Origin of the sequence: Solibacillus sp. CAU 1738 (assembly GCF_039888725.1) — a bacterium.
Classification (GTDB): Bacteria; Bacillota; Bacilli; order Bacillales_A; family Planococcaceae; genus Metasolibacillus.
Map to the genome: position 1 here is coordinate 123,597 of NZ_JBDQQN010000001.1, position 24,366 is coordinate 147,962.

General features: G+C 37.3%; 22 protein-coding genes. 17 read left to right on the forward strand and 5 right to left on the reverse strand.

What is annotated here, in order from left to right:
• Nucleotides 1-4 precede the first annotated feature (4 nt).
• The 3 genes from AAFN87_RS00635 (at nt 5) to AAFN87_RS00645 (ending at nt 2,530) form a co-directional block, all read left to right on the forward strand.
• Nucleotides 5-529, forward strand: a complete 525-nt coding sequence (locus AAFN87_RS00635; protein ID WP_347789058.1) for an RDD family protein — start codon at nt 5-7, stop codon at nt 527-529.
• A gap of 466 nt (nt 530-995) precedes the next feature.
• Nucleotides 996-1,502, forward strand: a complete 507-nt coding sequence (gene tpx / locus AAFN87_RS00640) for a thiol peroxidase (RefSeq protein ID WP_347789059.1) — start codon at nt 996-998, stop codon at nt 1,500-1,502.
• Between the two features lie 98 nt (nt 1,503-1,600).
• On the forward strand, nt 1,601-2,530 hold the full coding sequence (locus AAFN87_RS00645; protein ID WP_347789060.1) for a class I SAM-dependent methyltransferase: 930 nt from the start codon (nt 1,601-1,603) through the stop codon (nt 2,528-2,530).
• Nucleotides 2,531-2,727: 197 nt separating this feature from the next.
• Here AAFN87_RS00645 and AAFN87_RS00650 read toward each other — a convergent pair whose 3' ends face one another.
• On the reverse strand, nt 2,728-3,069 hold the full coding sequence (locus tag AAFN87_RS00650; protein WP_347789061.1) for an NIPSNAP family protein: 342 nt from the start codon (nt 3,067-3,069) through the stop codon (nt 2,728-2,730).
• Between the two features lie 206 nt (nt 3,070-3,275).
• Complete coding sequence (locus tag AAFN87_RS00655; protein WP_347789062.1) at nt 3,276-3,722, reverse strand: universal stress protein; 447 nt, start codon at nt 3,720-3,722, stop codon at nt 3,276-3,278.
• Between the two features lie 312 nt (nt 3,723-4,034).
• Here AAFN87_RS00655 and ald point away from each other — a divergent pair, with 312 nt between their 5' ends.
• Together ald and AAFN87_RS00665 are read left to right on the forward strand one after the other, a co-directional pair.
• Entirely contained in the window at nt 4,035-5,159 is a 1,125-nt protein-coding gene (gene ald / locus AAFN87_RS00660; protein ID WP_347789063.1) for an alanine dehydrogenase, read from the forward strand.
• A 49-nt stretch (nt 5,160-5,208) separates the two neighbouring features.
• Nucleotides 5,209-5,979, forward strand: a complete 771-nt coding sequence (locus tag AAFN87_RS00665) for an ABC transporter ATP-binding protein (RefSeq protein ID WP_347789064.1) — start codon at nt 5,209-5,211, stop codon at nt 5,977-5,979.
• Between the two features lie 238 nt (nt 5,980-6,217).
• On the opposite strand, the gene AAFN87_RS00670 is transcribed toward AAFN87_RS00665, so the two are convergent.
• Nucleotides 6,218-7,306 (reverse strand): M24 family metallopeptidase, encoded by a 1,089-nt coding sequence (locus AAFN87_RS00670; protein WP_347789065.1) that lies wholly within the window; start codon nt 7,304-7,306, stop codon nt 6,218-6,220.
• 106 nt (nt 7,307-7,412) lie between these two features.
• Here AAFN87_RS00670 and AAFN87_RS00675 point away from each other — a divergent pair, with 106 nt between their 5' ends.
• Together AAFN87_RS00675 and AAFN87_RS00680 are read left to right on the forward strand one after the other, a co-directional pair.
• Nucleotides 7,413-8,093, forward strand: coding sequence for a metal-dependent hydrolase (locus AAFN87_RS00675; protein ID WP_347789066.1), 681 nt, complete (start codon nt 7,413-7,415; stop codon nt 8,091-8,093).
• Nucleotides 8,094-8,505: 412 nt separating this feature from the next.
• Nucleotides 8,506-9,813: a DRTGG domain-containing protein gene (locus AAFN87_RS00680; protein WP_347789067.1), complete on the forward strand. Its 1,308-nt coding sequence runs from the start codon at nt 8,506-8,508 to the stop codon at nt 9,811-9,813.
• Nucleotides 9,814-9,862: 49 nt separating this feature from the next.
• On the opposite strand, the gene AAFN87_RS00685 is transcribed toward AAFN87_RS00680, so the two are convergent.
• Entirely contained in the window at nt 9,863-10,168 is a 306-nt protein-coding gene (locus tag AAFN87_RS00685; RefSeq protein WP_347789068.1) for a YtpI family protein, read from the reverse strand.
• A gap of 94 nt (nt 10,169-10,262) precedes the next feature.
• Here AAFN87_RS00685 and AAFN87_RS00690 point away from each other — a divergent pair, with 94 nt between their 5' ends.
• The 8 genes from AAFN87_RS00690 to AAFN87_RS00725 all read left to right on the forward strand — a co-directional run bounded on the left by AAFN87_RS00690 (nt 10,263) and on the right by AAFN87_RS00725 (nt 20,667).
• Nucleotides 10,263-11,204 carry a DHH family phosphoesterase gene (locus AAFN87_RS00690; RefSeq protein ID WP_347789069.1) on the forward strand — a complete coding sequence of 314 codons (942 nt, stop codon included), beginning with the start codon at nt 10,263-10,265 and terminating at the stop codon, nt 11,202-11,204.
• Between the two features lie 16 nt (nt 11,205-11,220).
• Nucleotides 11,221-14,295 (forward strand): DNA polymerase III subunit alpha, encoded by a 3,075-nt coding sequence (dnaE, locus tag AAFN87_RS00695; protein WP_347789070.1) that lies wholly within the window; start codon nt 11,221-11,223, stop codon nt 14,293-14,295.
• A gap of 153 nt (nt 14,296-14,448) precedes the next feature.
• On the forward strand, nt 14,449-15,072 hold the full coding sequence (locus AAFN87_RS00700) for a FadR/GntR family transcriptional regulator (protein WP_347789071.1): 624 nt from the start codon (nt 14,449-14,451) through the stop codon (nt 15,070-15,072).
• Between the two features lie 24 nt (nt 15,073-15,096).
• Entirely contained in the window at nt 15,097-15,969 is an 873-nt protein-coding gene (gene accD / locus AAFN87_RS00705) for an acetyl-CoA carboxylase, carboxyltransferase subunit beta (protein ID WP_347789072.1), read from the forward strand.
• Nucleotides 15,962-16,924, forward strand: a complete 963-nt coding sequence (accA, locus tag AAFN87_RS00710) for an acetyl-CoA carboxylase carboxyl transferase subunit alpha (protein WP_347789073.1) — start codon at nt 15,962-15,964, stop codon at nt 16,922-16,924. The genes accD and accA overlap by 8 nt, the downstream gene beginning before the upstream one ends.
• A gap of 306 nt (nt 16,925-17,230) precedes the next feature.
• Nucleotides 17,231-18,190: a 6-phosphofructokinase gene (gene pfkA / locus AAFN87_RS00715; protein ID WP_347789074.1), complete on the forward strand. Its 960-nt coding sequence runs from the start codon at nt 17,231-17,233 to the stop codon at nt 18,188-18,190.
• Nucleotides 18,191-18,219: 29 nt separating this feature from the next.
• Nucleotides 18,220-19,980 carry a pyruvate kinase gene (pyk, locus tag AAFN87_RS00720; protein WP_347789075.1) on the forward strand — a complete coding sequence of 587 codons (1,761 nt, stop codon included), beginning with the start codon at nt 18,220-18,222 and terminating at the stop codon, nt 19,978-19,980.
• Between the two features lie 297 nt (nt 19,981-20,277).
• Nucleotides 20,278-20,667: an FxsA family protein gene (locus tag AAFN87_RS00725; protein ID WP_347789076.1), complete on the forward strand. Its 390-nt coding sequence runs from the start codon at nt 20,278-20,280 to the stop codon at nt 20,665-20,667.
• Here AAFN87_RS00725 and AAFN87_RS00730 read toward each other — a convergent pair.
• Complete coding sequence (locus tag AAFN87_RS00730) at nt 20,651-21,577, reverse strand: AI-2E family transporter (RefSeq protein WP_347789932.1); 927 nt, start codon at nt 21,575-21,577, stop codon at nt 20,651-20,653. The genes AAFN87_RS00725 and AAFN87_RS00730 overlap by 17 nt on opposite strands.
• Nucleotides 21,578-21,872: 295 nt before the next feature.
• Here AAFN87_RS00730 and citZ point away from each other — a divergent pair, with 295 nt between their 5' ends.
• Nucleotides 21,873-22,988 (forward strand): citrate synthase, encoded by a 1,116-nt coding sequence (citZ, locus tag AAFN87_RS00735; protein WP_347789077.1) that lies wholly within the window; start codon nt 21,873-21,875, stop codon nt 22,986-22,988.
• Nucleotides 22,989-23,066: 78 nt separating this feature from the next.
• Complete coding sequence (gene icd, locus AAFN87_RS00740; RefSeq protein ID WP_347789078.1) at nt 23,067-24,332, forward strand: NADP-dependent isocitrate dehydrogenase; 1,266 nt, start codon at nt 23,067-23,069, stop codon at nt 24,330-24,332.
• Nucleotides 24,333-24,366: the final 34 nt, after the last annotated feature.

The following is a 24,366-nucleotide window of genomic DNA, read 5'->3' on the forward strand; positions in this document are numbered from 1 at the left end:
TTTAATGGAAATTGAAAAAATAGTAATCCCGACAGAAAAACAGTATACACATAAAACAGCCGGATTTTGGATGCGCTTTTGTGCATATATAGTTGATGCTCTTATTATTGCTGCAATTATTGGTGTTATAATAAACCCGATTTTCCTTTTAAACGATTGGAGTTTAGCAGATACAGTTTGGTATGCACCAATATCAATTATTACCACTATCACCTATTATGCTTACTTCGTTATTATGACAAAGCTCTGGCAGCAAACACTCGGTAAAATGATTTTTGGGCTTCGAGTAGAGAAGCTTAACGGGGAAAAACTTGATTGGTTAACTGTAATTTTCCGTGAGGTTGTCGGTCGTTTTATTAGTAATGTTGTGTTTTATTTACCATATATAATTATTGCATTTACTACAAAAAATCAAGGTGTACAAGATTATGTAGCTGACACAGTTGTCGTCCATGAAAATGTTTTTACAGAACATATTTCAGCAGCTGATAAAACGGATATTGAGTATGCAACTACACCTTCATTATAAAGAAAGTCGCCTCTTATAGGCGACTTTTCTTTTGTTAAAATAGAAGAATCCATGTCTCCGTTGCTGAACAATGGTTAATTACAGTAACGAAAAATAAATTACTATGATAGGAGGGCACTGAAAAGGTGGTATTTACCCGAAATTTTTGATAGGAATTCGCTTTCTAACTAAATAATGAATTAGCATTCTGTTGATTTATTTATCTAGGTAATCGCGCTAGCGCACGAGACTTAGAGCTGTGTTGTACTGTCTTATCCGACTCGTTTTTGCACTTCATTCAAGGCGCGATTGATAAAGGTTTTTCTTCTGAACCTATTGATATAGAGCCTCTAGGTTTTTCAGTACCCTCCTTTGATAGTGAGACTTATTCTTCTTATATAGAATTGCTATAATTTCCAAGCTGTGTGAGTTGCAAATGAAGAATCAAATTTAGTAAGATTAGTAAATAACTAAGGAGGCGTTATTCATGGCAAAAATAACATTTAAAAATGGTCCAGTAACATTAATCGGGAATGAAGTAAAGGTAGGAGACCAAGCTCCTGATTTCAAAGTGTTAGCAAATGACTTATCACCAGTAACTTTAAAAGATTCTGAAGGGAAAGTTCGTTTGTTTTCAGTTGTTCCTTCACTTGATACAGGCGTATGTGATGCACAAACTCGCAAATTCAACGAAGCAGCAGCTGAGCTAGGGGAAAATGTAGTTATTTATACAGTTTCAATGGACTTACCATTCGCTCAAAAACGTTGGTGCGGGGCTGCAGGGATCGAAGCAGTACAAACTGTATCGGATCACCGCGAAGCGTCATTCGGTAAAGCATATGGCGTCCTTATTGAAGAATTACGCCTATTAGCACGTGCAGTTTTCGTAGTAGATACTGAAGGTAAAGTAACATATGTAGAATACGTTTCTGAAGCGACAAATCATCCAAACTATGATGCTGCTATTGAAGCAGTAAAAGCATTAACAAATTAATAATATTTTGCGTGTGTACGTTTTTGTAGTACAGTGTAAATAGAAATTGAAAACCCACTCATATTTTGAGTGGGTTCTTTACATGAGGGAGTAATCGTATGGAAAAATTTGAACAAATTTTTATGCATATTAATGGAGAAACGGAAAAGCGTGAGCAAGCGAATGCGCAAACGTATCTAGAAAGTTTATTAAGTACATTAGAAAGCACATTAGATAATACATTTGAATGGCAAGTAGAAGGCGCATCCAAAGAGGATATGCGTAAAGCTATTCAAATTGCTATATTAAAAGGAATGCGGAAAGGTTCCCAACCGAATCATCAAATGACTCCAGATACATTAGGCTTACTTGTTGGTTATTTTGTGGAGCAATTTTTCGAAAAAGAGCTAGAAGAAGGTATTATATCAGTTCTTGATTTAGCTGTTGGGACAGGAAATTTATTGTACACAGTAATGAACGCAATGGATAATAAAATAAGTGCTACTGGTGTTGAAGTAGATGAATTATTAATTCGTTTAGCGGCTGCTACTGGAGATTTAATCGAGCAACCAGTTGCTTTATATCGACAAGATTCTCTTGAGAAAATGTTAGTAGATCCTGTTGATGCTGTTGTATGTGATTTACCGGTTGGCTATTATCCTAATGAAGAAGTGTCGTTAGATTATGAGCTATGTGCAAAAGAAGGTATGAGCTATGCACATCATTTATTTATCGAGCAGGCGGTGAATTATACAAAAGATGGCGGCTATTTATTCTTTTTAATTCCAGCTAATTTATTTGAAAGTGAGCAAGCGAAGCAACTCCATAAATATTTAAAATCACATGTGTGGATTCAAGCAGTTATACAATTGCCAGAAACAATGTTTTCAGCAAAAGCTCATGAAAAAAGCATTTTAATTTTACAGAAGCAAAGTAAAGAACTAAAAGCGCCACGTGAAGTGCTGCTTGCAAAAGTACCGAATATGTCGAATAAGCAAGCACTCGCGATGTTCTTTGAAAAAGTTCAAATGTGGAAAGAAAATAAGTAATAACTAAAAAAAGAAAGTCCTCTTGATAAAGGAGGGCGCTGAGTTTAGTTCAATGATTGTCTAGTGTTTTCCGCACCGCTATAGCCTTTGGGATTAAATCGAATTGAAATAGGGTATCTATGTCCTTTCAATTAGGTTTTCTCCTCAAAGGTTTTTTTGTGAGTTATTTTTTGAGTGGCGAAGATATTACAATCGCCCTACAAATTTAAAGTTGAAAAAATTTCCTCATTTCTAACTTCTAAAATATACTTTTTATAGACGTTCTCTTTGCCACCATGCTTTTCATACCAATCGTGTATTCTTTGAACATGAGCTTTATCATTTATTACATTCTTCTCAATTTCTTCATACTTTTCGTAGCTTTCATATTCCCAAATAGCAAATATTTCTACCAAACCGTCGTCTCGTTTTGCCATCCATCTACCTACTAGCTTTGCGCCATACTTTAATTGATTAGGTAAATTTGTTTGGTTGAAATGGTCATTAAAAATATTTATGAATTCAGGTTTTACTACATAAAACTTTCTTCTATAAAACATTTTCAGTAAACCTCCTACTTCCCTTTTCTTAATTATTTGATTTTCTCTCGCTATATATATAATGTGGTTGTCTAAGATTTTTTGATTGAATTGTTTTTTTGTTGTTGGATAATACAGAAAAAAAACGAGATATCCCGCTGTATGAATTGCTGGATACCTCGAAAAGAGAAACTATATGGATATCATTGTGAGACTTTCATTTAAAATCACTCTGGTGTACGGATAACTAGAACGTCACAAGTTGCAGAACGAACGATTGCTTCTGATACAGAACCGATTAAGAAACGTTCTACAGCGTTCAAACCTGTAGCTCCACAAATAATTAGGTCTGCTTGCACTACTTTAGAAAGCTCTTTTGTAATAATATTTTTAGGTGAACCGTATTCAATTACTAAATTTACGTTTTCAATGCCTTCTTCAAGAGCAGTTTTTTTGTAACCTTCTAATAGTTCTTCCGAAAACTTTTGAGCACGTTCAGCAATTGTACGGTCATAAGCTTCGATTGCAGCGAAAGAACGAGTGTCGATTACATTTACTAAGTTAAGTGTTGAACCTACGTTGCGTCTAGCAACATCGATTGATTTACGGAAAGCATACTCTGCTTCTTTAGAACCATCTACAGCCACTACGATATTTTTATAATGATTAGCCATTTTAATTTCCTCCTAACTATTTGTATAACCTCATTATAGCAAATGTTTTCCATATGAAAATAGCTGCCTAAGAAAAAATGTAAAAAATTCTCACAATTTTGTACGTTATGTTAAATTTCTTTTCGAAAGTGTGAAATATTAGTCGTTTGTAGTATGAAATTGTAAAAGTATTCATAGTCCAATAGAACTGACGATTCAAAATTCTAATTTTTTAGAAAAAATATATTTGTTTTTAAATTAAAAATTGATAGAATTAATTTGATTTGGAAATTATTATTTCTTTGTCTTTTACATCAGAGGAGGAGAACAGCGATGAAAATCGGGGTACCAAAAGAAATTAAGAATAATGAAAATCGTGTAGCAATGACACCTGCTGGGGTAGTGACATTAGTGCATGCGGGTCATGAAGTGTTTATTGAATCAGGAGCTGGCCTAAGTTCTTCCTTTACGGATGCCGATTATGAGGCAGCTGGTGCGACAATTGTTAAAACGGCAAAAGAAGCTTGGAAAGCGGAAATGGTAATGAAAGTAAAAGAACCTATTTCTAGCGAGTACGACTATTTTTATGAGGGTTTAGTTTTATTCACATACTTACACTTAGCACCTGAACCACAATTAACTGAAGCGTTGCTTAAACATAAAGTTGTTGGCATTGCTTATGAAACGGTGCAATTACCAAACCGCACATTACCATTATTAACACCGATGAGTGAAGTTGCAGGGAAAATGGCAACACAAATTGGTGCGCAGTATTTAGAGAAAATGGAAGGCGGTAAAGGTATTTTACTAGGCGGCGTTTCAGGAGTACAGCGCGGTAAAGTCACTGTAATTGGTGGCGGTATCGCAGGAACAAATGCTGCTAAGATCGCCGTTGGTATGGGTGCAGATGTTACTGTGATTGATTTAAGTCCTGAACGTTTACGACAATTAGAGGATTTATTTGGACGTGATGTACAAACATTAATTTCCAATCCATTTAATATTGCTGAAGCTGTAAAACAATCAGATTTAGTAGTAGGTGCGGTACTTATTCCGGGTGCAAAAGCGCCAAAACTTGTAACTGAAGCAATGATTGAATCAATGCAGCCTGGTTCAGTTGTAATCGATATTGCGATTGACCAAGGTGGGATTTTTGAAACAAGTGACCGTATTACAACGCATGATGACCCAATATATGTGAAGCATGGAGTAGTGCATTATGCCGTGGCAAATATGCCAGGTGCTGTACCGCGTACTTCAACAGTAGCATTGACAAATAATACAGTACCGTATGCATTACAAATTGCGAATAAAGGTTATATACGTGCATGTATCGAAAATCCTGCATTAAAGCTTGGTTTGAATACTGTAGATGGAATGATTGTGTATGAAGCAGTAGCGAAAGATCAAGGACTACCTTTTACACCAGTAGATGAAGTATTACAAATAAATGTATAAACATTATGGCTGTCCGTTAATCGGGCAGCCTTTTTAGGAGGTAATAGTAATGATTCATTTAAAAAACGTAGAACTATATCGTAATCGAAAAACGATTTTACATAATGTATCATGGGACGTAGAAAAAGGGCAGCACTGGACCATTTTAGGACTGAATGGTTCAGTTAAAACGACACTTTTAAAAGTCATAAATGGCTACTTATGGCCGAATGGTGGTTCCGTAGAAGTTCTAGGTGAGACATTTGGCAAAACAGATATTCGTGAGGTGCGCAAACAAATGGGGTGGGTAAGTTCTGCAATGGTTGATCAATTTAACTGGTGTGATCCGGCTATTGAAATTGTACTAAGTGGCAAGTTTGGAGCAATTCGTCTTTTTGAATCTGTAAGTGACGAGGAAATCGATGAAGCTGTAGGTATCATGAAGTTACTTCATTGCGATCATTTAGTGAATAAAGCGTTTGAATTACTATCCCATGGTGAACGTCAGCGAGTTCAAATTGCGCGTGCTTTAATGGCTAGACCGAAACTACTTATTTTAGACGAGCCAACAACAGGGCTGGATTTGATCGAGAGAGAGCGTTTATTACAAACCATTGCAAAACTTGCAAATAGTGAAGAAAATCCTACATTACTCTATGTAACACATCATGTAGAAGAAATATTACCTTGTTTTACACATATTTTATGTATGCGTGATGGAGAAGTTTTTGCCAGCGGAGGGCGCGACGAATTACTAACAACTGAAAACTTGTCTCAGTTTTTTGGTCATCCTTTAACAATTACTTATGAAAACAATCGCGCGTGGGTAGCATTGAAATAAGGTTCTATAATATTTGTTGGGATATGCACACAATTTCGAACAAAAAAGTACATGGTTATGCTCATATATATTCCGAAAAATGAGGGACGCGTTGATTGAAATGGAGGAGGGGCGACTCCATATCGCAGATTAACGGGCAGTAAGACTCCACTGATTGAAGATTCACTTTATTGAACCCTTAAACATAAAAGAAAAGTGGCTGTCTCGCTTATGAGACAGCCACTAGAAATTAGTAACCTTATAAAATTACAAGTTCTTTTGTAAACTTCGTTAACACTTCAACGCCATCTTCAGTAACTACAACGTCATCTTCTATACGTACACCCGTTACATCAGCTTTATATACACCTGGTTCAATTGTGAATACTGTGCCAGGTTTAAGAGCCAATTCATTAGTACCTGTAACAGAAGGATATTCATGAACAGAAATGCCAAGACCATGACCAAGACGGTGTGTAAAATACTCGCCGTAGCCAGCATCCGTAATAACATCTCGTGCAATTTTATCTAAATCGCATGCGCGCACACCTGGTTTTACAGCTGCGATCGCATCCTCATTTGCTTTACGTACAGTGTTATAAATATCTTTCTGAGCTTCACTTACTTCGCCAAATGCAACTGTTCGTGTAATGTCAGAGCAGTAGCCTTCATAAATAACGCCTAAGTCAAATAAAATCATATCGCCGCGTTTAATTTTACGGTCTCCAGGTGTACCATGAGGAGATGCTGATTTTTCACCTGCTAACACCATTGTATCAAAACTCATCGCATATCCTTTTGCTTTTATAGCGGATTCGATAGCGTTTAATATATCCATTTCTGTTTTACCTTCTGCTATTGCATCACAGCCTACTTGAATAGCATAATCTGCTAATTTTGCAGCTTCACGCATTTTTTCTAGCTCTATTTCGTCCTTAATGACACGCATTTCGTTAATTTTATCATCTAAACGCTCGAAAGTTGCATTCGGGTAAAAGCTTTGTAATGCTTCAAGACGCTCTACAGTTAAATGAGCTTTTTCAATTGCCATTTTTGAAATGCTGACACCGCTAGCTTGAATTTTATTGACAAGTACTTCCCAAGCATTGTCTGTATCGGCATGACCGATAACATCATATTCCCAACCAGCAGCCTTAGCATCAGGGACTTCCATTTTTGGACAAATTAAAAACGGTGCTTGTTCTTGAAATACAACAACACCTAATAAACGTTCATGTGGATCGCTATTAAATTCCGAAAAGTAAAAAACGTTATCAGGTGTTGTTATAAATGCAGCATCTGTATTTGTTTGTTGTAAATAGTTTTGTAATTGTTGAATTTTATTCATTGGAGTTCCTCCTCATTATTTTGCCTTCTAAGCATATCAAAAAAAAGGGGAAATAGCAGTTGTAGCGAATAAAGTTAGTGAATAAATTTCGCTAAGGGGGATTTTTATGCAAATTTCGTATCATGGGCATTCTGTTGTTAAAATTATTACAAATGACAAAACAATATTAATTGATCCTTTTATTCGTGGGAATGATGTAACGGATCTACAAGTTGAAGAGCAAAAACCTGATGTAATATTACTAACGCATGGTCACAATGATCATGTAGGAGATACGGTAGAAATCGCGAAAGCAAATGGAACTTTAGTAGTTGCTCCTAATGAACTTGCAAATTATTTAGGATGGCAAGGTGTCAATATACATCCAATGCATATTGGAGGAGCAAAAGAGTTTGATTTTGGTAAGGTGAAGTTTACTCAAGCATTTCATGGGTCATCTTTTGTAACTGAACAAAATGAAATTATTTACACAGGAATGCCAGGTGGAATTTTATTTATGGCAGAAGGCTTAACAATTTATCATGCGGGTGACACAGCTTTATTTGGAGATATGAAGCTAATAGGTGAGCGTCATCCGATTGATGTAGCATTTTTACCAATAGGCGATAATTTCACGATGGGTCCAGAAGATGCTGCATATGCTGTTTCATTATTAAAACCTAAAATTGTTGTACCAATTCATTACAATACATTCCCGCCAATTCAGCAAGATCCGCAAAAGTTTGCCCAATTAGTTGAGGGTGCAGAAGTACAAATATTACAGGCTGGCCAATTCGTAAAGCTTTAATTATAAAATGTATTTTGCTCGTAGACGAAGTCAAATTAGGCTTTGTCTACAGTTATTTTCAATGCTATTTATTAATCAATTATAACAAAGACATTATGTTCATAACCAAAAGATATGAGCGACATTTTATTAAAACGTATTTAAGTAAAATGGAGAATGGGCGACTCCTTGGAGATTAACGTCACAGATGAGACCATGGAACGAACTTAATAGTAAAGCGTTCACCTTCCGTCCTCAGGAAAGCACCAAATCGTAACGAAAAATTATTTCGGATTTCTGTGTGAAGAACAAAGTATCATTTAAAGTTTCAATTATTTTGCAATTGAAGTTGCTCGTTATTATTTTTTACAATTATTTGAGAGAAATATGTTACACTAAGGGCAGGAATGAATGATGAGAAATAGGTGATATTGTGTCAACAAAACATGAAAAGATTTTGCAATATATTGAGTCATTACCTGTTGGTGATAAAATTTCTGTTCGACAAATTGCAAAGGAAATGCAGGTAAGTGAAGGAACAGCTTATCGTGCGATTAAAGAAGCCGAAAACCGTCGCCTTGTCAGTTCCATTGAACGTGTTGGAACGATTCGTATTGAAAAAAAGAAGAAGGAAAACATTGAACGTCTAACATTTGCAGAAATTGTTAATATTGTTGATGGACAAGTCCTTGGTGGGAAATCTGGTTTACATAAAACATTAACGAAATTCGTTATCGGTGCTATGAAACTTGACGATATGATGCGCTATTTGGATGCCGGCAGCTTATTAATTGTAGGGAATCGAACACAAGCCCATGAATATGCTTTGAATACAGGTGCAGCAGTACTAATTACAGGCGGGTTTGATACGACAGAGGAAAATAAGTATTTAGCAGACAAACTAGATTTGCCGATAATTTCGACAAGCTATGATACGTTCACTGTTGCAACGATGATTAACCGTGCAATTTATGACCAATTAATTAAAAAAGATATTTTATTAATTGAAGATATTTTCGTACCTATTGAATCTACGGCAGTACTTCGTAATGATCAAACAATTGGTGATTTCCGTAATCAAAACAAGCTTACAACGCACGGAGCATTTCCCGTTGTGACAAGTCAAAACAAGCTTGTAGGGATGATTACAGTGAAAGACGTAATCGGCAAGGAAGATGATGAACTAATCGATAAAGTTATGACGAAAAATCCAATTGCTGGGTCGATGAAAACAAGTGTTGCTTCAGCCGGTCACCGTATGATTTGGGAAGGTATTGATTTACTACCTATCGTCAATGATGATAGCATTTTGCAAGGTGTTATTAGTCGTCAGGACGTTTTAAAGGCACTTCAGCTAGCTCAGCGTCAGCCACAGCACGGTGAAACAATAGATGATTTAGTGAAAAATGAAATGAAAGTACTCGGAGATGAGGATGTCATCGTAGAATTTACCGTAACACCGCAAATGACGAATCAGTTCGGTGCCATTTCATATGGTGCCTTTACTACACTACTTGCAGAAGTTGGGTCATTTGCGTTAAAACGTCGTAAGCGCGGGGATGCCGTTGCAGAAAATATGACAATCTACTTTATTAAACCAGTTCAGATGGAAAGTATATTAACTGTAAAGCCACGTATATTAGATATGAGTCGTAAGTTCGTAAAAATGGACTTTGAAGTATTTAATGGTACAGTACTTGTCGGCAAAGCAATGATGATGTTCCAACTGTTAGAGCGATAAATGAAAAGGGACCGTCTGAAATTTATGCCTGAGACGGTCCCTTCTTGTATTACTTATTCAATTCATATTCTTCTTGAATGTATTGCCCTTCATGACGTGCCCGTTTATAATTGTTGAATGCTAAACTCGCGCCTAAAATAATAAACACGACTGCGACGCCGTATCCAACAGCAGTTGGGTAAATGATTGTTGCATTTAGTCCAAAAGCGATAATAAATACGCCGAGTGCAACCCCCGCTTTTGCTGTATACCATTTTTTTCGAATAGGTAGTGTTGAGCGGAATTGTTTCGTTTTATAGTAGAAATAGAATACAAAAGAAACAACAATGAAAAAGACAAAAATATAATTTAACATAGTGGAACCTCCCGTAAAGCAAAGCTGTTACTATTGTACAGATTTTTCTAAAAAAATGCGAACGGATTTCACTTAAGTGTAGGAGGAAGAGCTTTTGAAACGTCAAATCATCGACACAATTGAACGATATAATACGATAATAATACACCGCCATGTGCGACCAGATCCAGATGCTTACGGTTCTCAAATCGGTTTAAAGGAATTAATAATAGCGAATTACCCGGAGAAAAAAGTATATGCTGTTGGTGAACATGATCCATCTCTTACTTTTTTAGCACAGCCAGATGAAATTGCAAATGATGTTTACGATGGGGCACTTGTTATTATAACGGATACAGCTAATACAGAGCGTATAGATGACGACCGCTATTCAACAGGAGCGGCCATTGTAAAAATCGATCACCATCCTAATGATGATGCATACGGAGATTTACTATGGGTAAATACAGATGCGAGTTCAGTTAGTGAAATGATTTACGAACTATTTAAAGAAGGTCAAGCTTATAAACAATGGACACTTCCCGATACAGCAGCACGTTTATTATTTGCTGGAATTGTTGGCGATACGGGTCGTTTCCGTTTCCCAAGTGCAAGCCCAACAACATTTGAAACAGCGGCGCAATTAATTAAATATAACTTTAATCGCAATCAAATTTTTGATGGTATGTATGAGATGGACCATAAGCTGCTGCAATTACAAGGCTATTTCTATCAATATTTCGAAATGGATGAGAACGGTGCTGCGTCTTTAAAAATTACTGAAAAAATTTTAAATGAATACGGTGTGACAGCTTCTGAAACATCTTTACTCGTTGGATCTCTTGGTAATGTTAAAGGAATTTGTGCATGGGTTATTTTCATTGAGGAAGGCGATACAATTCGTGTGCGCCTCCGCTCAAAAGGACCTGTTATTAATGAATTAGCAAAAAAATATAATGGTGGCGGCCATCCACTTGCATCAGGTGCATCTGTGCATTCGTGGGAAGAAGCGGCACAAGTTGCTGCCGATTTAAAAGAGATTTGTCGTCAATATTAATGAAGGAGGGGCGGCTATGTCGGTTTATCCACAAATACGAACAAGTGCCGATTTATTAAAAAGTACTATTCGGATCGAAGCGCTCATCCCCTTTCTACAACAGCAAAAGGCAGAAGCATGTGCAATCGTCAATTCGAAACTGTACGGGCTTTTGCCTTTTTGGCATGCTATGAAAGAAGCGAATATTCACCCAGTTATTGGGTTAACAGTGCGTGTGCAATTTTCAGAAGATGTGCACTTGCCGGTCATTTTATATGCACAAAATAATGAAGGATATGCACATTTATTAAAGATTAGTAGCAGTATTGCGATTCGCAAAGAGGAAACTTTACCATTTCGCTGGCTTGCTGGTTATGCTTCGGGGTGTATAGCTGTGCTGCCGCTACTTGATGAGCAAGCGATTTGGTTACTCCATACGAATGAACCACACGCTCATGATCTAAAAGCGTTGTTTGGTAATAGGTTATTTGTAGGTATTTCGCGTAAAGGACAGCCTGAAGTAGAAGAAGGACTTGCAATTAATCTAAGTGAAAAAATAGCTTGTCCAATTATGGCGATACATGAAAGTACATTTTTGGAAGAAAATGATCATTTTGCTTATGAGGTAGCTCGGGCGATTGATACGGGCGTAAAAATAGGCGAATCACTAAGCTATAAATCTCAGCATCAATATGTGCTAACAAATGATCGGTGGCAACAGTATTTTAGTGATCGCCTAGAGTGGTTGCAGCAAACGCGTCAGGTACTTATCAGCTGCCAAGTAACGCTTGAAATATCGAATACTTATATGCCACGATTTCCTGTAGAGCCAGGACAAACTGCAGAACAACTATTAAGTTCACATGTATTGAGTGGGCTGCATAGTAGATTAGGTGAACAAATTCCTCAAGTGTATATGGAGCGAATGCAATATGAATTAGGTGTTATTTGCTCTATGGGCTATGCTGATTATTTTTTAATTGTTGAGGATTTTATGCGCTTCGCAAAAGAGTCGAATATTTTAACCGGTCCAGGTCGGGGATCTTCAGCAAGTTCACTCGTCGCGTATGCATTACAAATAACACAAGTTGACCCATTACAATATGATTTGCTATTTGAACGATTTTTAAATCCACAGCGCGTGTCGCTTCCGGATATTGATATTGACTTTGTAGATACGAGACGGCAGGAAGTCATCCAATATGTCGCAAAAAAATATGGTAAGCAATATGTTGCACAAATTATCACGATTGGAACATTATCTGCCAAGGCTGTAGCACGTGATGTGGCGAGGATGTTTAACTTTGACAGTGAGACGCTTGAAAAAATATCGAAAATGATTCCGAATAAGCAAGGTACGACATTACAAGATGCCTATGCACAATCTGAAAAATTGCGCGCTTGGATTATCGAGGAACCGATGCGCGGTCGTTGGTTTGAAACAGCATTAAAGCTAGAAGGGTTGCCACGAAATTCCTCTACGCATGCAGCAGGGGTTGTACTGAGCCCAGTACCACTTGTAGAAGTCGTGCCAATAGAGGATGGGCATGATGATATTTATTTAACACAATGGCCAATGCAGGAAGTGGAGCAATCCGGCTTATTAAAAATGGATTTTTTAGGGCTTAGGAACTTGACGATTTTAGAGCAAATGCGTAACTCTATACAATTTACTCATCAAATTGCAATTGATTTTAACAAAATCCCATTTCAGGATGATAACACATTTGCATTACTTCAAGCGGGTGATACTTCTGGTATTTTCCAACTTGAATCAGACGGGATGCGACAAGCGTTACGTGAAATTAAGCCAACACAATTTTTAGATATAGTGGCAGTTAACGCACTATACCGACCAGGTCCAATGGATTTTATTCCGGTTTACGCACGCAGAAAGCATAGGCAGGAGCCAGTTATTATGCCACATGCAGCGCTAGAGCCTATTTTGCGTGAAACGTACGGTGTAATCGTTTATCAGGAGCAAATAATGCGTATTGCAAACGTTCTTGCAGGCTTTTCTATCGGGGAAGCGGACTTACTTCGCCGCGCAGTTAGTAAGAAAAAAAGAGAAGTACTAGAGCAACAGCGTGTTAATTTTATAGCTGGAGCAAAAAAACAAGGCTATGATGAAAAAACTGCAGATGAAGTGTATGAGTTAATTGTACGCTTTGCTGATTATGGGTTTCCGAAAAGCCATGCCGTTGCATATAGTGTCATTTCGTATCAAATGGCGTATTTAAAAGCGAATTTTCCGGTCAATTTTTATGCTGCGTTACTGACGAATGCAACGGGGAATCATGAAAAGCTGGCACAAATTTTGATGGAGGCAAAAATGAAGGGCATAGTTATTTTACCACCATCAATTCAAAAAAGCGGTCGCCACTTTAAAGTAGAAAATGGACAAATTCGCTTTAGCTTATCTGCCATAAAAAATGTACCGCAGCCGTTTTTACAAAAATTAATGGCAGTTCGTGATGTGCGAAATGAGCCGTTTGAGGATATTTTTGATTTAGCGATTTCGTTAAGTGCGGCTGTCTTTAATCGCAAAGTAATTGAACCACTTATTAAAGCAGGTGCACTAGATGATTTTGGTAAAGACCGCGGTGTACTTCTTGCTACAATTGAAGCAGCATTGAAGCAGGCAGAAATTGTACGCCCAAATGAAGATGAAGATTTGTTTTCGGCATCTGTTTTAGCATTCGGTAAACCAAAGCATGTACAAGTCGAACCAATACCTGAAAAAATGAAGCTACAATTTGAGAAGGATGTGCTCGGTTTTTATTTATCTGAGCATCCTTTATCAAAAGTAAGGAAAACAATGCAACCAGCTGTTACGACTCAACATCTAAAACAAATACGTGCAAATAGCTACATCAAATTTCTCGGAATCGTTGAAGATATTCGTGTAATCAGAACGAAAAAGGGAGAACAGATGGCATTCGTCGAACTGCAAGATGAATTCGGCAGCCTTTCAGCTACGCTATTCCCGAAAGAATTTGAAACTGTGAAGCAAGGGCTTGCCGTTGATAGTTTTGCTTTTGTGGAAGGATACGTTGAAACAAGATTTGGCAAATTACAATTGAAAGTAAAGCAAATAAAAATACAAGCTTAACTTTCTCCTTAATATAAAAACTGTCTTATAAGTGCAAATTTGTGCTTTTAGGGCAGTTTTTTCTTTACTTTCTTAAAACTATTATGTATAGTGAAATCGTAACCAAAAGTGGTCAGACCACTTTTGGAAGATGATGCTCTAAACGAGGTGCGTATGAACGAAAATAAAAAAATGTTTATTCAAATCGTGAAACAGCTACGTGAGTTAATACTTGAACAACAAATTGAACCAGGTGATAAATTACCGTCTGAACGTATGTTGTCGGAGCAACTTGGTGTTGGTCGTTCGTCTATACGTGAAGCATTACGCAGTTTAGAATTACTCGGCTTGATTGAAACAAAGCATGGTGGAGGTACATTTTTAGGCTCCGTACAGCAGCATCAGTTAATTGAAGTTTTATCGTCATTTATTTTGCAAGAAACGAAATCCATTGAAGACGTACATGCCACTCGAGAAATGCATGAACGGGAAGCGATTCGTATTGTTTGTAGAAATGAAATATTACGGTCATTACCAGTGTGGGATAGTATTTTTATTAAAATTGAATTAGAGCAAGAATTAGTACGTGAAGATATTTTGCGTGAATGCATCATTGCTTCAGGTAACCGTCTTGCATTAAAAATTTGGCTCCAATTAATTGCCTACAGTACAGTGCCACTAAAAGAATTTGTAACGGCTAACGAAAAGCAATCATTACAAATTTTCATTAAATCGATTCAAATGGGGTACATAAAAGAGGCAATTGAAGCATACGAAGAATGGATGACGACCATTTAATGGGAACAACAAGGGGGATATAGTATGGCCATTCGTGATATATTTGCAATGAATAGAAAAAAACAAAAAGGTGTCATTATACAAAGGACGAAAGAAAAAGAATTTCCCGAAGGATTAATGATGAAATGCCCTGAATGCCGCAAAATACATGTTACAAAAGAAGTCGAGCAAAATTTAAAAGTTTGTCCAGCGTGCGATCATCATATTAAAATGACAGCTCAGGAACGTGTTCATATTTTTTTAGATAAAGACAGCTTTATATCGCTAGACGATCATTTACAAACGACGAATCCACTTGGCTTTCCTGCATATGTAGAAAAGATAGAAGTTGATAAAAAGAAAACAGGCTTGAATGAAGCGGTGTTGACAGGTGTAGGTCTACTAAAGGGAGTGCAAGTCGTTGTCGCAATTATGGATTCTCATTTCCGTATGGGGTCAATGGGCTCTGTCGTAGGAGAAAAAATTACACGTGCAATTGAAACCGCAACTGAGCTACGTGTACCTTTTATTATTTTCACAGCAAGCGGCGGTGCGCGCATGCAAGAAGGTGTCCTATCACTAATGCAAATGGCAAAAACGAGTGTAGCATTGAGTCGCCATAGTGAAGCGGGATTATTATATATTTCGGTAATGACACATCCAACAACAGGTGGTGTTTCAGCAAGCTTTGCGTCAATCGGTGACTTGAATATTGCGGAACCACAGGCGCTTATTGGCTTTGCAGGTCGTCGCGTAATTGAACAAACAGTACGAGAAAAGTTGCCAGATGATTTCCAAACGGCTGAATTTTTACTTGCACATGGGCAACTAGACGCTATTTTCCATCGCCATGAAATGCGGGATAAGCTCGCAACAGTTGTAAAACTACATCATAAGGGGGAAGTAGCAAATGTCTAAAACGATGCCATTCGAACAGCCAGTTATTAAATTACGAGAAAAAATCGATGAGCTAAAACTTTTTGCTAATGATGCAGAAGTAGATATGAGCGGGGAAATTGAAAAATTAGAAGTCCGTCTCGAGCAGCTTGAGCAATCTATTTATTCGAATATGGAGCCATGGGACCGTGTTCAAGTAGCGCGACATCCTGAACGTCCGACAACATTAGAATATATAGCATCAATTTTTGATGATTTTATTGAATTGCACGGAGATCGCACATACGGAGATGATGAAGCGATTGTTGGTGGAATTGCTTCTTTTAACGGACAGCCTATTACAGTAATCGGTCATCAGCGTGGAAAAACAACGAAAGAAAATATTCGCCGTAATTTTGGTATGCCACATCCAGAAGGCTATAGAAAAGCATTGCGTTTAATGAAGCAAGCCGAAAAATTTGCCCGTCCGGTTATTTGTTTTATCGATACGAAAGGGGCGTACCCGGGTAAAGCTGCAGAGGAGCGCGGACAAAGCGAAGCTATTGCACGTAACTTAGTTGAAATGGCAGGGTTAAAAGTGCCTGTTATTAGTATTGTTATTGGTGAAGGGGGAAGTGGTGGAGCACTAGCACTAGGTGTTGCCAATAAAATATTAATGCTAGAAAACTCCACATATTCTGTTATTTCACCTGAAGGAGCAGCGTCAATTTTGTGGAAAGACGCCTCACTAGCAAAACAAGCAGCTGAAGCGATGAAAATTACTGCTCCTGACTTAAAGTCTATGGGCGTAATTGATGAGATTATTTCTGAAATAGCTGGTGGTGCTCATAAAAATATGGAGAAACAAGCTGTGATCATGAAAGAATGTATTACAAATACACTTGCTTTATTAAATGCAATGTCTGCTGATGAGCTTGTACTTGATCGCTATGAGAAATTTAAAGCAATTGGGCAGTTTGTGGAACCAGAATTATAATTTAGTGAGAATTGCGTAAACTACTAATGTAAATGTGACTCGTGAAACCTTGCATTAGCGGAATTGTCGAGGATGCTGGTCGTTTCATCTATGGAAAGCGAAGTTGTATTGCGAAATTAAACAGAAAAAAATAACAGTGCCAAATAATAAAAGGCGTTTTTGCGTTTTTCGATAGAAAGCACGTGAAAACGCATTCTTTATTTTTTTTGTAAAAAGCTTGTGATAAGTTCTCTAGAATACTTACATAGTTTGAATATTCATGTTAATGTGTTTAATAATAGTGATTTTATTAGGAGGAAAAATTACATGAAGAAAATAGCCGTTTTAACTAGTGGTGGAGATTCACCGGGGATGAATGCTGCCATTCGTGCGGTTGTTCGTAAAGCGAATTTCCATGGAGTTGAAGTGATGGGGATTTTTCAAGGATATGAAGGTTTTATTGCTGGGAATATGGAAAAGCTTGATCTAGGCTCTGTAGGCGGCATTATCCAGCGTGGAGGGACAAAGCTATTTTCCGCTAGATGTCCAAAATTTAAAGAAGCTCAGTATCAACTTCAAGGAATTGAAAATATGCGAGAAGCAGGTGTCGGAGGTTTAGTTGTAATTGGTGGAGACGGCTCATACCGAGGTGCAATGGAACTAACAGAAAGAGGCTTCCCTTGTGTGGGCATACCAGCCACTATTGATAATGATGTGCCAGGAACAGAATATACAATCGGCTTTGATACGGCACTTAATACAGTTATCGAATCCATCGACAAAATTCGTGATACAGCAACTTCACATGAAAATACATTTATCGTTGAAGTAATGGGACGTGACGCAGGTGATATCGCATTATGGGCAGGTTTAGCAGCAGGTGCTGAATCTATTTTAATTCCGGAAGAGGAATATAATATTGATGAAATTATTTCACGTATTGAACGAGGGGTTGCGCGTGGAAAGCGACATAGTATTATAATTGTCGCAGAAGGTGTTATGCCAGGCAGCGACTTAGCGAAAATTATAAAAGAAAAAACAGGTATTGAAACTCGTGTATCCGTATTAGGACATATTCAGCGAGGTGGATCACCAACAGCGCGTGACCGTGTTCTTGCAGGACTCTTTGGTGCAAAAGCAGTTGAAGTGTTATTAGAAGGACGTGGTGGTAGAGCGGTTGGCATAAAAAATCACGAAGTAATCGATTATGATTTAAAAGAAGCGTACGAAAATAATCATAAAGCAGATTTAAGTTTATATACGTTATCTAAAGAATTATCGATTTAATTTAGGGTGAAAACGGAGAGAACAATCAAATGAGAAAAACAAAAATAGTATGTACAATTGGACCAGCAAGTGAATCACCAGAAATGCTCGAAAAATTAATTGAAGCAGGCATGAACGTTGCTCGCTTGAATTTCTCGCACGGGAATCATGAGGAGCATGCGATTCGTATAGCAGCTATTCGTGATGCAGCAGATAAGGTAGGCAAACCAGTAGGTATTCTACTGGATACAAAAGGACCAGAAATTCGCACACATACAATGGAAAATGGTGAGCTTCACCTTGTTACAGGTCAAGTGATTGATATTTCTATGACAGAAGTTGTCGGGAATGCAAACAGTTTTTCTGTTACGTATGAACAGTTAATTGATGATGTTGATCAAAACGATATTATTTTATTAGACGATGGGTTAATTGAACTGCGTGTACTTGCAAAAGATAAAGAGCACGGTTTAATTCATACAATAGTAGAAAATGCTGGAGTATTGAAAAATAAAAAGGGTGTGAATGTTCCGGGTGTTTCGATTAAACTACCGGGCATTACAGAAAAAGATGCGCAAGATATTTTATTTGGTATAGAGCAAGGTATTGATTTCGTTGCAGCATCATTCGTTCGAACAGCAAAAGATGTGCTTGAGATTCGAGAGTTATTAGAGCAAAACAACGGTGGCCATATTCAAATTATCCCAAAAATTGAAAACCAAGAAGGCGTAGATAATATTGATGATATTATTCAAGTATCAGACGGCTTAATGGTAGCACGTGGTGATCTAGGGGTAGAAATACCGGCTGAAGAAGTACCACTTGTGCAAAAATCACTAATTTTAAAATGTAACCAAGTCGGAAAACCAGTCATTACAGCAACCCAAATGTTAGACTCTATGCAGCGCAATCCGCGTCCTACACGTGCAGAGGCGAGTGACGTAGCGAATGCCATTATCGATGGTACAGATGCAATTATGTTATCGGGTGAAACGGCTGCAGGACTTTATCCAGTTGAATCGGTACAAACAATGAATAAAATCGCTGAGCGTACAGAGCAGTCACTTGATTATCGTGCAATCGTTTCGCAACGTAGTCGAGAAAAAGATGCTAATATGACAGAGGCGATTTCCCAAGCTGTAGCTTATACATCTATTAACCTTGGTGTGAAAGCAGTACTTGCTCCTACTGAAAGTGGAAATACTGCGAAAATGATTGCGAAATATCGTCCAGGTGTACCAATTGTTGCAGTAACCGGTTCAGTTAATACAGCACAAATGCTTACTCTAGTATGGGGTGTGAAGCCTGTTGTTTGTCAGCGTGTAACGACAACAGATGAAATTTTAGAGCTAGCTGTAGATGAGTCATTAAAACATGGTTTTGTAGATCATGGGGATGTTGTTGTTATTACAGCAGGTGTGCCAGTTGGTGAAGCTGGTACAACAAACTTAATGAAGGTACATGTCATCGGGGATTTACTAGCGCGGGGTCAAGGCGTTGGAAAAGCATCAGTTATGGGTAAAGCTGTTGTAGCTAATAATGCAGGAGAAGCGTTAGCATATGACACAGAAGGAACAATTTTAGTTACAGTCGGTACTGACCGTGAAATGATGCCGGCAATTGAAAACTGTGTCGGGATTATTACTGAAGAAGGCGGCTTAACAAGTCATGCAGCAGTAGTAGGTCTAAGTCTAGGCATTCCGGTAATTGTTGGTGTTAAAGAAGCGACAACATTAATTCGTCATGGACAAGAAATTACAATGGATGCAGAAACAGGTGTTATTTATAAAGGACATGCCAGTGTTCTTTAAATAAAAAAAGTTGTTCCAAGCATGTTGAAACAACTCAAAGAGTATAGACAAAGTTGTTTTTGACTTTGTTTATACTCTTTTTTAGAATAAATAAACGAAATAAACCGATATATCGTGAAAAAAACTAATTTATCGTGAAATCCCAACGATATATCGTAAAATAAACTAATATATCGTGAAATCCACCAACGATTATCTTCAACCCACAAGCATGTGCTATGATCGAATTATTTTAGACCAAAAATGAAACTTTTTACTCGCTAAATCGTATTACATTAGTAAGCAGGAGGTGCTGTTATGCAAAAGATTTTATTAGCATTTGTCGTATATATGTTTGCAGAAATTGCGACTTTAATACTGGTTGGTAAAGCAATAGGTGTATTTGGCACACTATTACTAATCATTTTAACAAGTGTACTTGGTTTCTTCGTTATTAAGAACAAGGGCATGAAATCATTTCAATCAATTAAGCAAAGCATCGCACAAGGGCAACCACCTGGTGTAGCAATGATTGAAGCTTTCATGGTATTTATCGGTGGAGTATTATTGATTGTACCAGGTTTTATAACAGACATAATTGGCCTTTTAATGCTCACTTCATTCACACGTAATTTATTCAAACCAGCAATTTTCTTTTGGTTAAGGAAGAAAATGAAAAATGGTCAAATGATTATCGTGCAAAGATAGAGTTCTCTTTTACTTTTACTGCAATTAACAATAAAAACGGACTAAGTAAAATACCGTAAATACCGAATAATAATATCGAGGCAGCGCTGATGATAAACGAATGGACCGTCCGCAGTTGAAATGTGGAAGCCCATACAATTGATTCAGTTAGCTGTCTCGTTATTTGTATAAAAATATATAACGCAATGAGCGAAGCAGCGAGCCATTTCTGACCAATGACAAAAAAATAAACAGCAGCAGGAATGATAAATAAGCCAATTCCAAAAAATGGAAGTGCATCAGCTAATGATATGAGTAGTGCTTTACTTATTGGGTTTTCAAATTGTAAAAGCCAAAAACCGCTACTGAGCAAAATAAACGTTAATGAAAATAATTGCAATTCTACATATATAAAATACGAGAATATACTCATCGCTCGTTTAAAATATCGCTTCCACTCATCTCTGTATTGCTTAGGAACGTAAACAAAAAACCACATTCGGTCTTTACGCGATTCAAATAAAGCAAAATAAAATGCAACAATAAACACGAAAAACTCAAATAAATAGCTAAATATTTGTTGGGCAACGTTCAAAATAGACATGATAATGGTATCCATCATGGATAGTGACTTTTCAAGTATTAATGGAAAAAAAATAATATCAGCGTAATTGGTAGAAAATGCGTCTAAATGCATTTTTATGTGAGGAATAAAAGTAAGTAAGCTTTGAATTAAAACTGCGCTAACTTGATAAGTTAAATAAAAAAATGAGATTGTTACTAAAAAAATGCTAATTAAAAATGGGATATGGAGCTTTTTGTAAAAAAACTGCACGACTGGAAAAAGTAAGTATGCGCTGAAAATGCCGAGGGATATAGGTAAAATTAAAAATAAAATGGCAAAATACCCGATTATTGATAAATATTTCATAGTGCTTTTGTACGAAAAAAATTTAAAGTTACTGTTATACAAACAATTCACCTCTTAATTATGTAATAACTATCTCGTTAAAATCTTTTTATGCTCTTTCGGGATTATATTTTATATATAATACCTTTTTTTCTTAAAATAGTTACTTTTCATTCACAAAGCCGTCAAAATTGATTATAATGATTCATGTAAGCGATTTACTTATAGGTTCATTGAGCAGAACATAAAGTGTCTTTCTTTTTTAATTTTAAGAAAGCACTTACAAAACAACTAAAACATGAGGGAGCGATTATTTATGACAGCAACACGCGGTTTAGAAGGTATCGTAGCGGCGGAGTCTAAAATCAGTTCAATTATTGACGACACACTTACATACGTAGGTTATAATATTGACGATTTAGCAGACAATGCAAGCTTTGAAGAAGTTATTTATTTATTATGGCATACTCGTTTACCAAAAGCGGACGAGCTTGCTGAATTAAAACAACAATTAGCTGATAACATGGCAGTGCCACAAGCAATTCTTGATCAGTTTAAATCATATCCATTAAATACAGTTCACCCAATGGCAGCTTTACGTACAGCTGTTTCATTACTAGGTGTATTTGACGAAGAAGCAGACGTAATGGAACCAGAAGCTAACTACCGCAAAGCAATTCGCCTACAAGCGAAAATTGCTACTGTAGTAACTGCATTCTCTCGTATCCGTAAAGGTTTAGAGCCAGTAGCTCCAAAACCAGAACTTGGTTACGCTGCAAACTTCTTATACATGTTAAAAGGCACAGAACCAGCACCAATCGAAGTTGAGGCATTCGACAAAGCGCTAGTTTTACATGCTGACCACGAATTAAACGCATCTACATTTACTGCACGTGTATGTGTAGCTACACTTTCTGATGTATATTCAGGTGTAACTGCTGCAATCGGCGCTCTTAAAGGTCCACTTCATGGTGGGGCAAATGAGCAAGTAATGAAAATGTTATCTGAAATCGGTTCACTTGAGAATGTTGAAACATACATCCAAACTAAACTTGATAACAAAGAAAAAATCATGGGCTTCGGTCACCGCGTATACCGTAAAGGCGACCCACGTGCACCACATTTACGTGTAATGTCACAAAAATTAACTGAACTTACTGGCAAACCAGAGCTTTATGAAATGTCAGTTAAAATCCATGATATGATTGTAGAACAAAAGAAACTACCTGCAAACGTAGACTTCTTCTCTGCATCTGTATATGATTCACTAGGTATCGAGCATGATCTATTCACACCAATCTTCGCTGTTTCACGTACTTCTGGTTGGGTTGCACATATCCTTGAGCAATACGCTAACAACCGTTTAATCCGTCCACGTGCTGAGTATGTTGGACCAGGTATGCAAAAATATGTTCCAGTTGAAGAGCGATAATTTAGAAAATATGCTAAACTTATCTAGGACTGTGCCCATCGCTCAGTCCTAGATTTACGAATACAGGAGGCAATATTCATGACTAACAGTAAAATTGTAGTAGAAAACGGTGTACTTAACGTACCTAACAACCCAGTAATCCCATTCATCGAGGGTGACGGTATTGGTCCAGATATTTGGGCAGCAGCATCTCGCGTAATCGACGCAGCTGTAGAAAAAGCTTACAATGGTGAAAAGAAAATCGAATGGTTAGAAGTTTTAGCTGGTGAAAAAGCATTCAACCAAACTGGTGAATGGTTACCACAAGAAACTTTAGATAAAATTAACGAATATTTAATCGCTATTAAAGGTCCACTTACAACTCCAATCGGTGGCGGTATCCGTTCCCTAAACGTAGCATTACGTCAACAACTTGACCTATATGTATGCTTACGTCCAGTACGTCACTTTGACGGAGTACCTTCTCCAGTTAAACGTCCAGAAGATGTGGACATGGTTATTTTCCGTGAAAACACAGAAGACATCTACGCTGGTATCGAATTCGAGGCTGGATCTGAACAAGCTCAAAAAATCATCAACTTCTTACAATCAGAATTTGGTGTAAAACAAATCCGTTTCCCAGAAACTTCAGGTATCGGTGTAAAACCTGTATCTAAAGAAGGTACTGAGCGATTAGTGCGTTCTGCTATCGAGTATGCTATTAAACATAACCGTCCTTCTGTAACATTAGTTCACAAAGGTAACATCATGAAATTCACTGAAGGTGGATTCAAAAAATGGGGTTATGAATTAGCTGAAACTGAATTTGCAGACCAAACTTTCACTTGGAACCAATATGATGCAATTAAAGCAGAACAAGGTGAAGAAGCTGCAAACAAAGCACAAGCAGATGCATTAGCTGCTGGCAAAATCTTAGTAAAAGATTCAATCGCTGATATCTTCTTACAACAAATTTTAACTCGTCCAACTGAGTTCGATGTAGTAGCTACTATGAACTTAAATGGTGACTATATTTCTGATGCACTAGCTGCACAAGTTGGTGGTATCGGTATTGCTCCAGGTGCGAACATTAACTACGTAACTGGTCACGCGATCTTTGAAGCTACTCATGGTACAGCTCCAAAATATGCTGGCTTAGATAAAGTAAACCCATCTTCAGTATTACTTTCAGGTGTATTAATGCTTGAACATTTAGGATGGCAAGAAGCAGCAGACAGCATTACAAAATCAGTAGAAAAAACAATTTCTTCTAAAGTTGTAACTTATGACTTTGCTCGTTTAATGGACGGCGCTAAAGAAGTAAAATGTTCAGAATTCGCTGATGAGTTAATTAAAAATCTTTAATTTTCCGTTTCTTTTTGAATAAAACGAAATATAG

What these genes read in the sequence shown, in the direction of transcription:
- icd (WP_347789078.1), top strand. Translation starts at nt 23,067, where the DNA reads ATGACTAACAGTAAAATTGTAGTAGAAAACGGTGTACTTAACGTACCT.
- AAFN87_RS00670 (WP_347789065.1), bottom strand. Translation starts at nt 7,306, where the DNA reads ATGAATAAAATTCAACAATTACAAAACTATTTACAACAAACAAATACA.
- citZ (WP_347789077.1), top strand. Translation starts at nt 21,873, where the DNA reads ATGACAGCAACACGCGGTTTAGAAGGTATCGTAGCGGCGGAGTCTAAA.
- AAFN87_RS00700 (WP_347789071.1), top strand. Translation starts at nt 14,449, where the DNA reads ATGAACGAAAATAAAAAAATGTTTATTCAAATCGTGAAACAGCTACGT.
- dnaE (WP_347789070.1), top strand. Translation starts at nt 11,221, where the DNA reads ATGTCGGTTTATCCACAAATACGAACAAGTGCCGATTTATTAAAAAGT.
- pfkA (WP_347789074.1), top strand. Translation starts at nt 17,231, where the DNA reads ATGAAGAAAATAGCCGTTTTAACTAGTGGTGGAGATTCACCGGGGATG.
- tpx (WP_347789059.1), top strand. Translation starts at nt 996, where the DNA reads ATGGCAAAAATAACATTTAAAAATGGTCCAGTAACATTAATCGGGAAT.
- accD (WP_347789072.1), top strand. Translation starts at nt 15,097, where the DNA reads ATGGCCATTCGTGATATATTTGCAATGAATAGAAAAAAACAAAAAGGT.
- AAFN87_RS00725 (WP_347789076.1), top strand. Translation starts at nt 20,278, where the DNA reads ATGCAAAAGATTTTATTAGCATTTGTCGTATATATGTTTGCAGAAATT.
- AAFN87_RS00655 (WP_347789062.1), bottom strand. Translation starts at nt 3,722, where the DNA reads ATGGCTAATCATTATAAAAATATCGTAGTGGCTGTAGATGGTTCTAAA.
- AAFN87_RS00665 (WP_347789064.1), top strand. Translation starts at nt 5,209, where the DNA reads ATGATTCATTTAAAAAACGTAGAACTATATCGTAATCGAAAAACGATT.
- accA (WP_347789073.1), top strand. Translation starts at nt 15,962, where the DNA reads ATGTCTAAAACGATGCCATTCGAACAGCCAGTTATTAAATTACGAGAA.
- AAFN87_RS00645 (WP_347789060.1), top strand. Translation starts at nt 1,601, where the DNA reads ATGGAAAAATTTGAACAAATTTTTATGCATATTAATGGAGAAACGGAA.
- AAFN87_RS00635 (WP_347789058.1), top strand. Translation starts at nt 5, where the DNA reads ATGGAAATTGAAAAAATAGTAATCCCGACAGAAAAACAGTATACACAT.
- AAFN87_RS00730 (WP_347789932.1), bottom strand. Translation starts at nt 21,577, where the DNA reads ATGAAATATTTATCAATAATCGGGTATTTTGCCATTTTATTTTTAATT.
- pyk (WP_347789075.1), top strand. Translation starts at nt 18,220, where the DNA reads ATGAGAAAAACAAAAATAGTATGTACAATTGGACCAGCAAGTGAATCA.
- AAFN87_RS00675 (WP_347789066.1), top strand. Translation starts at nt 7,413, where the DNA reads ATGCAAATTTCGTATCATGGGCATTCTGTTGTTAAAATTATTACAAAT.
- AAFN87_RS00650 (WP_347789061.1), bottom strand. Translation starts at nt 3,069, where the DNA reads ATGTTTTATAGAAGAAAGTTTTATGTAGTAAAACCTGAATTCATAAAT.
- AAFN87_RS00685 (WP_347789068.1), bottom strand. Translation starts at nt 10,168, where the DNA reads ATGTTAAATTATATTTTTGTCTTTTTCATTGTTGTTTCTTTTGTATTC.
- ald (WP_347789063.1), top strand. Translation starts at nt 4,035, where the DNA reads ATGAAAATCGGGGTACCAAAAGAAATTAAGAATAATGAAAATCGTGTA.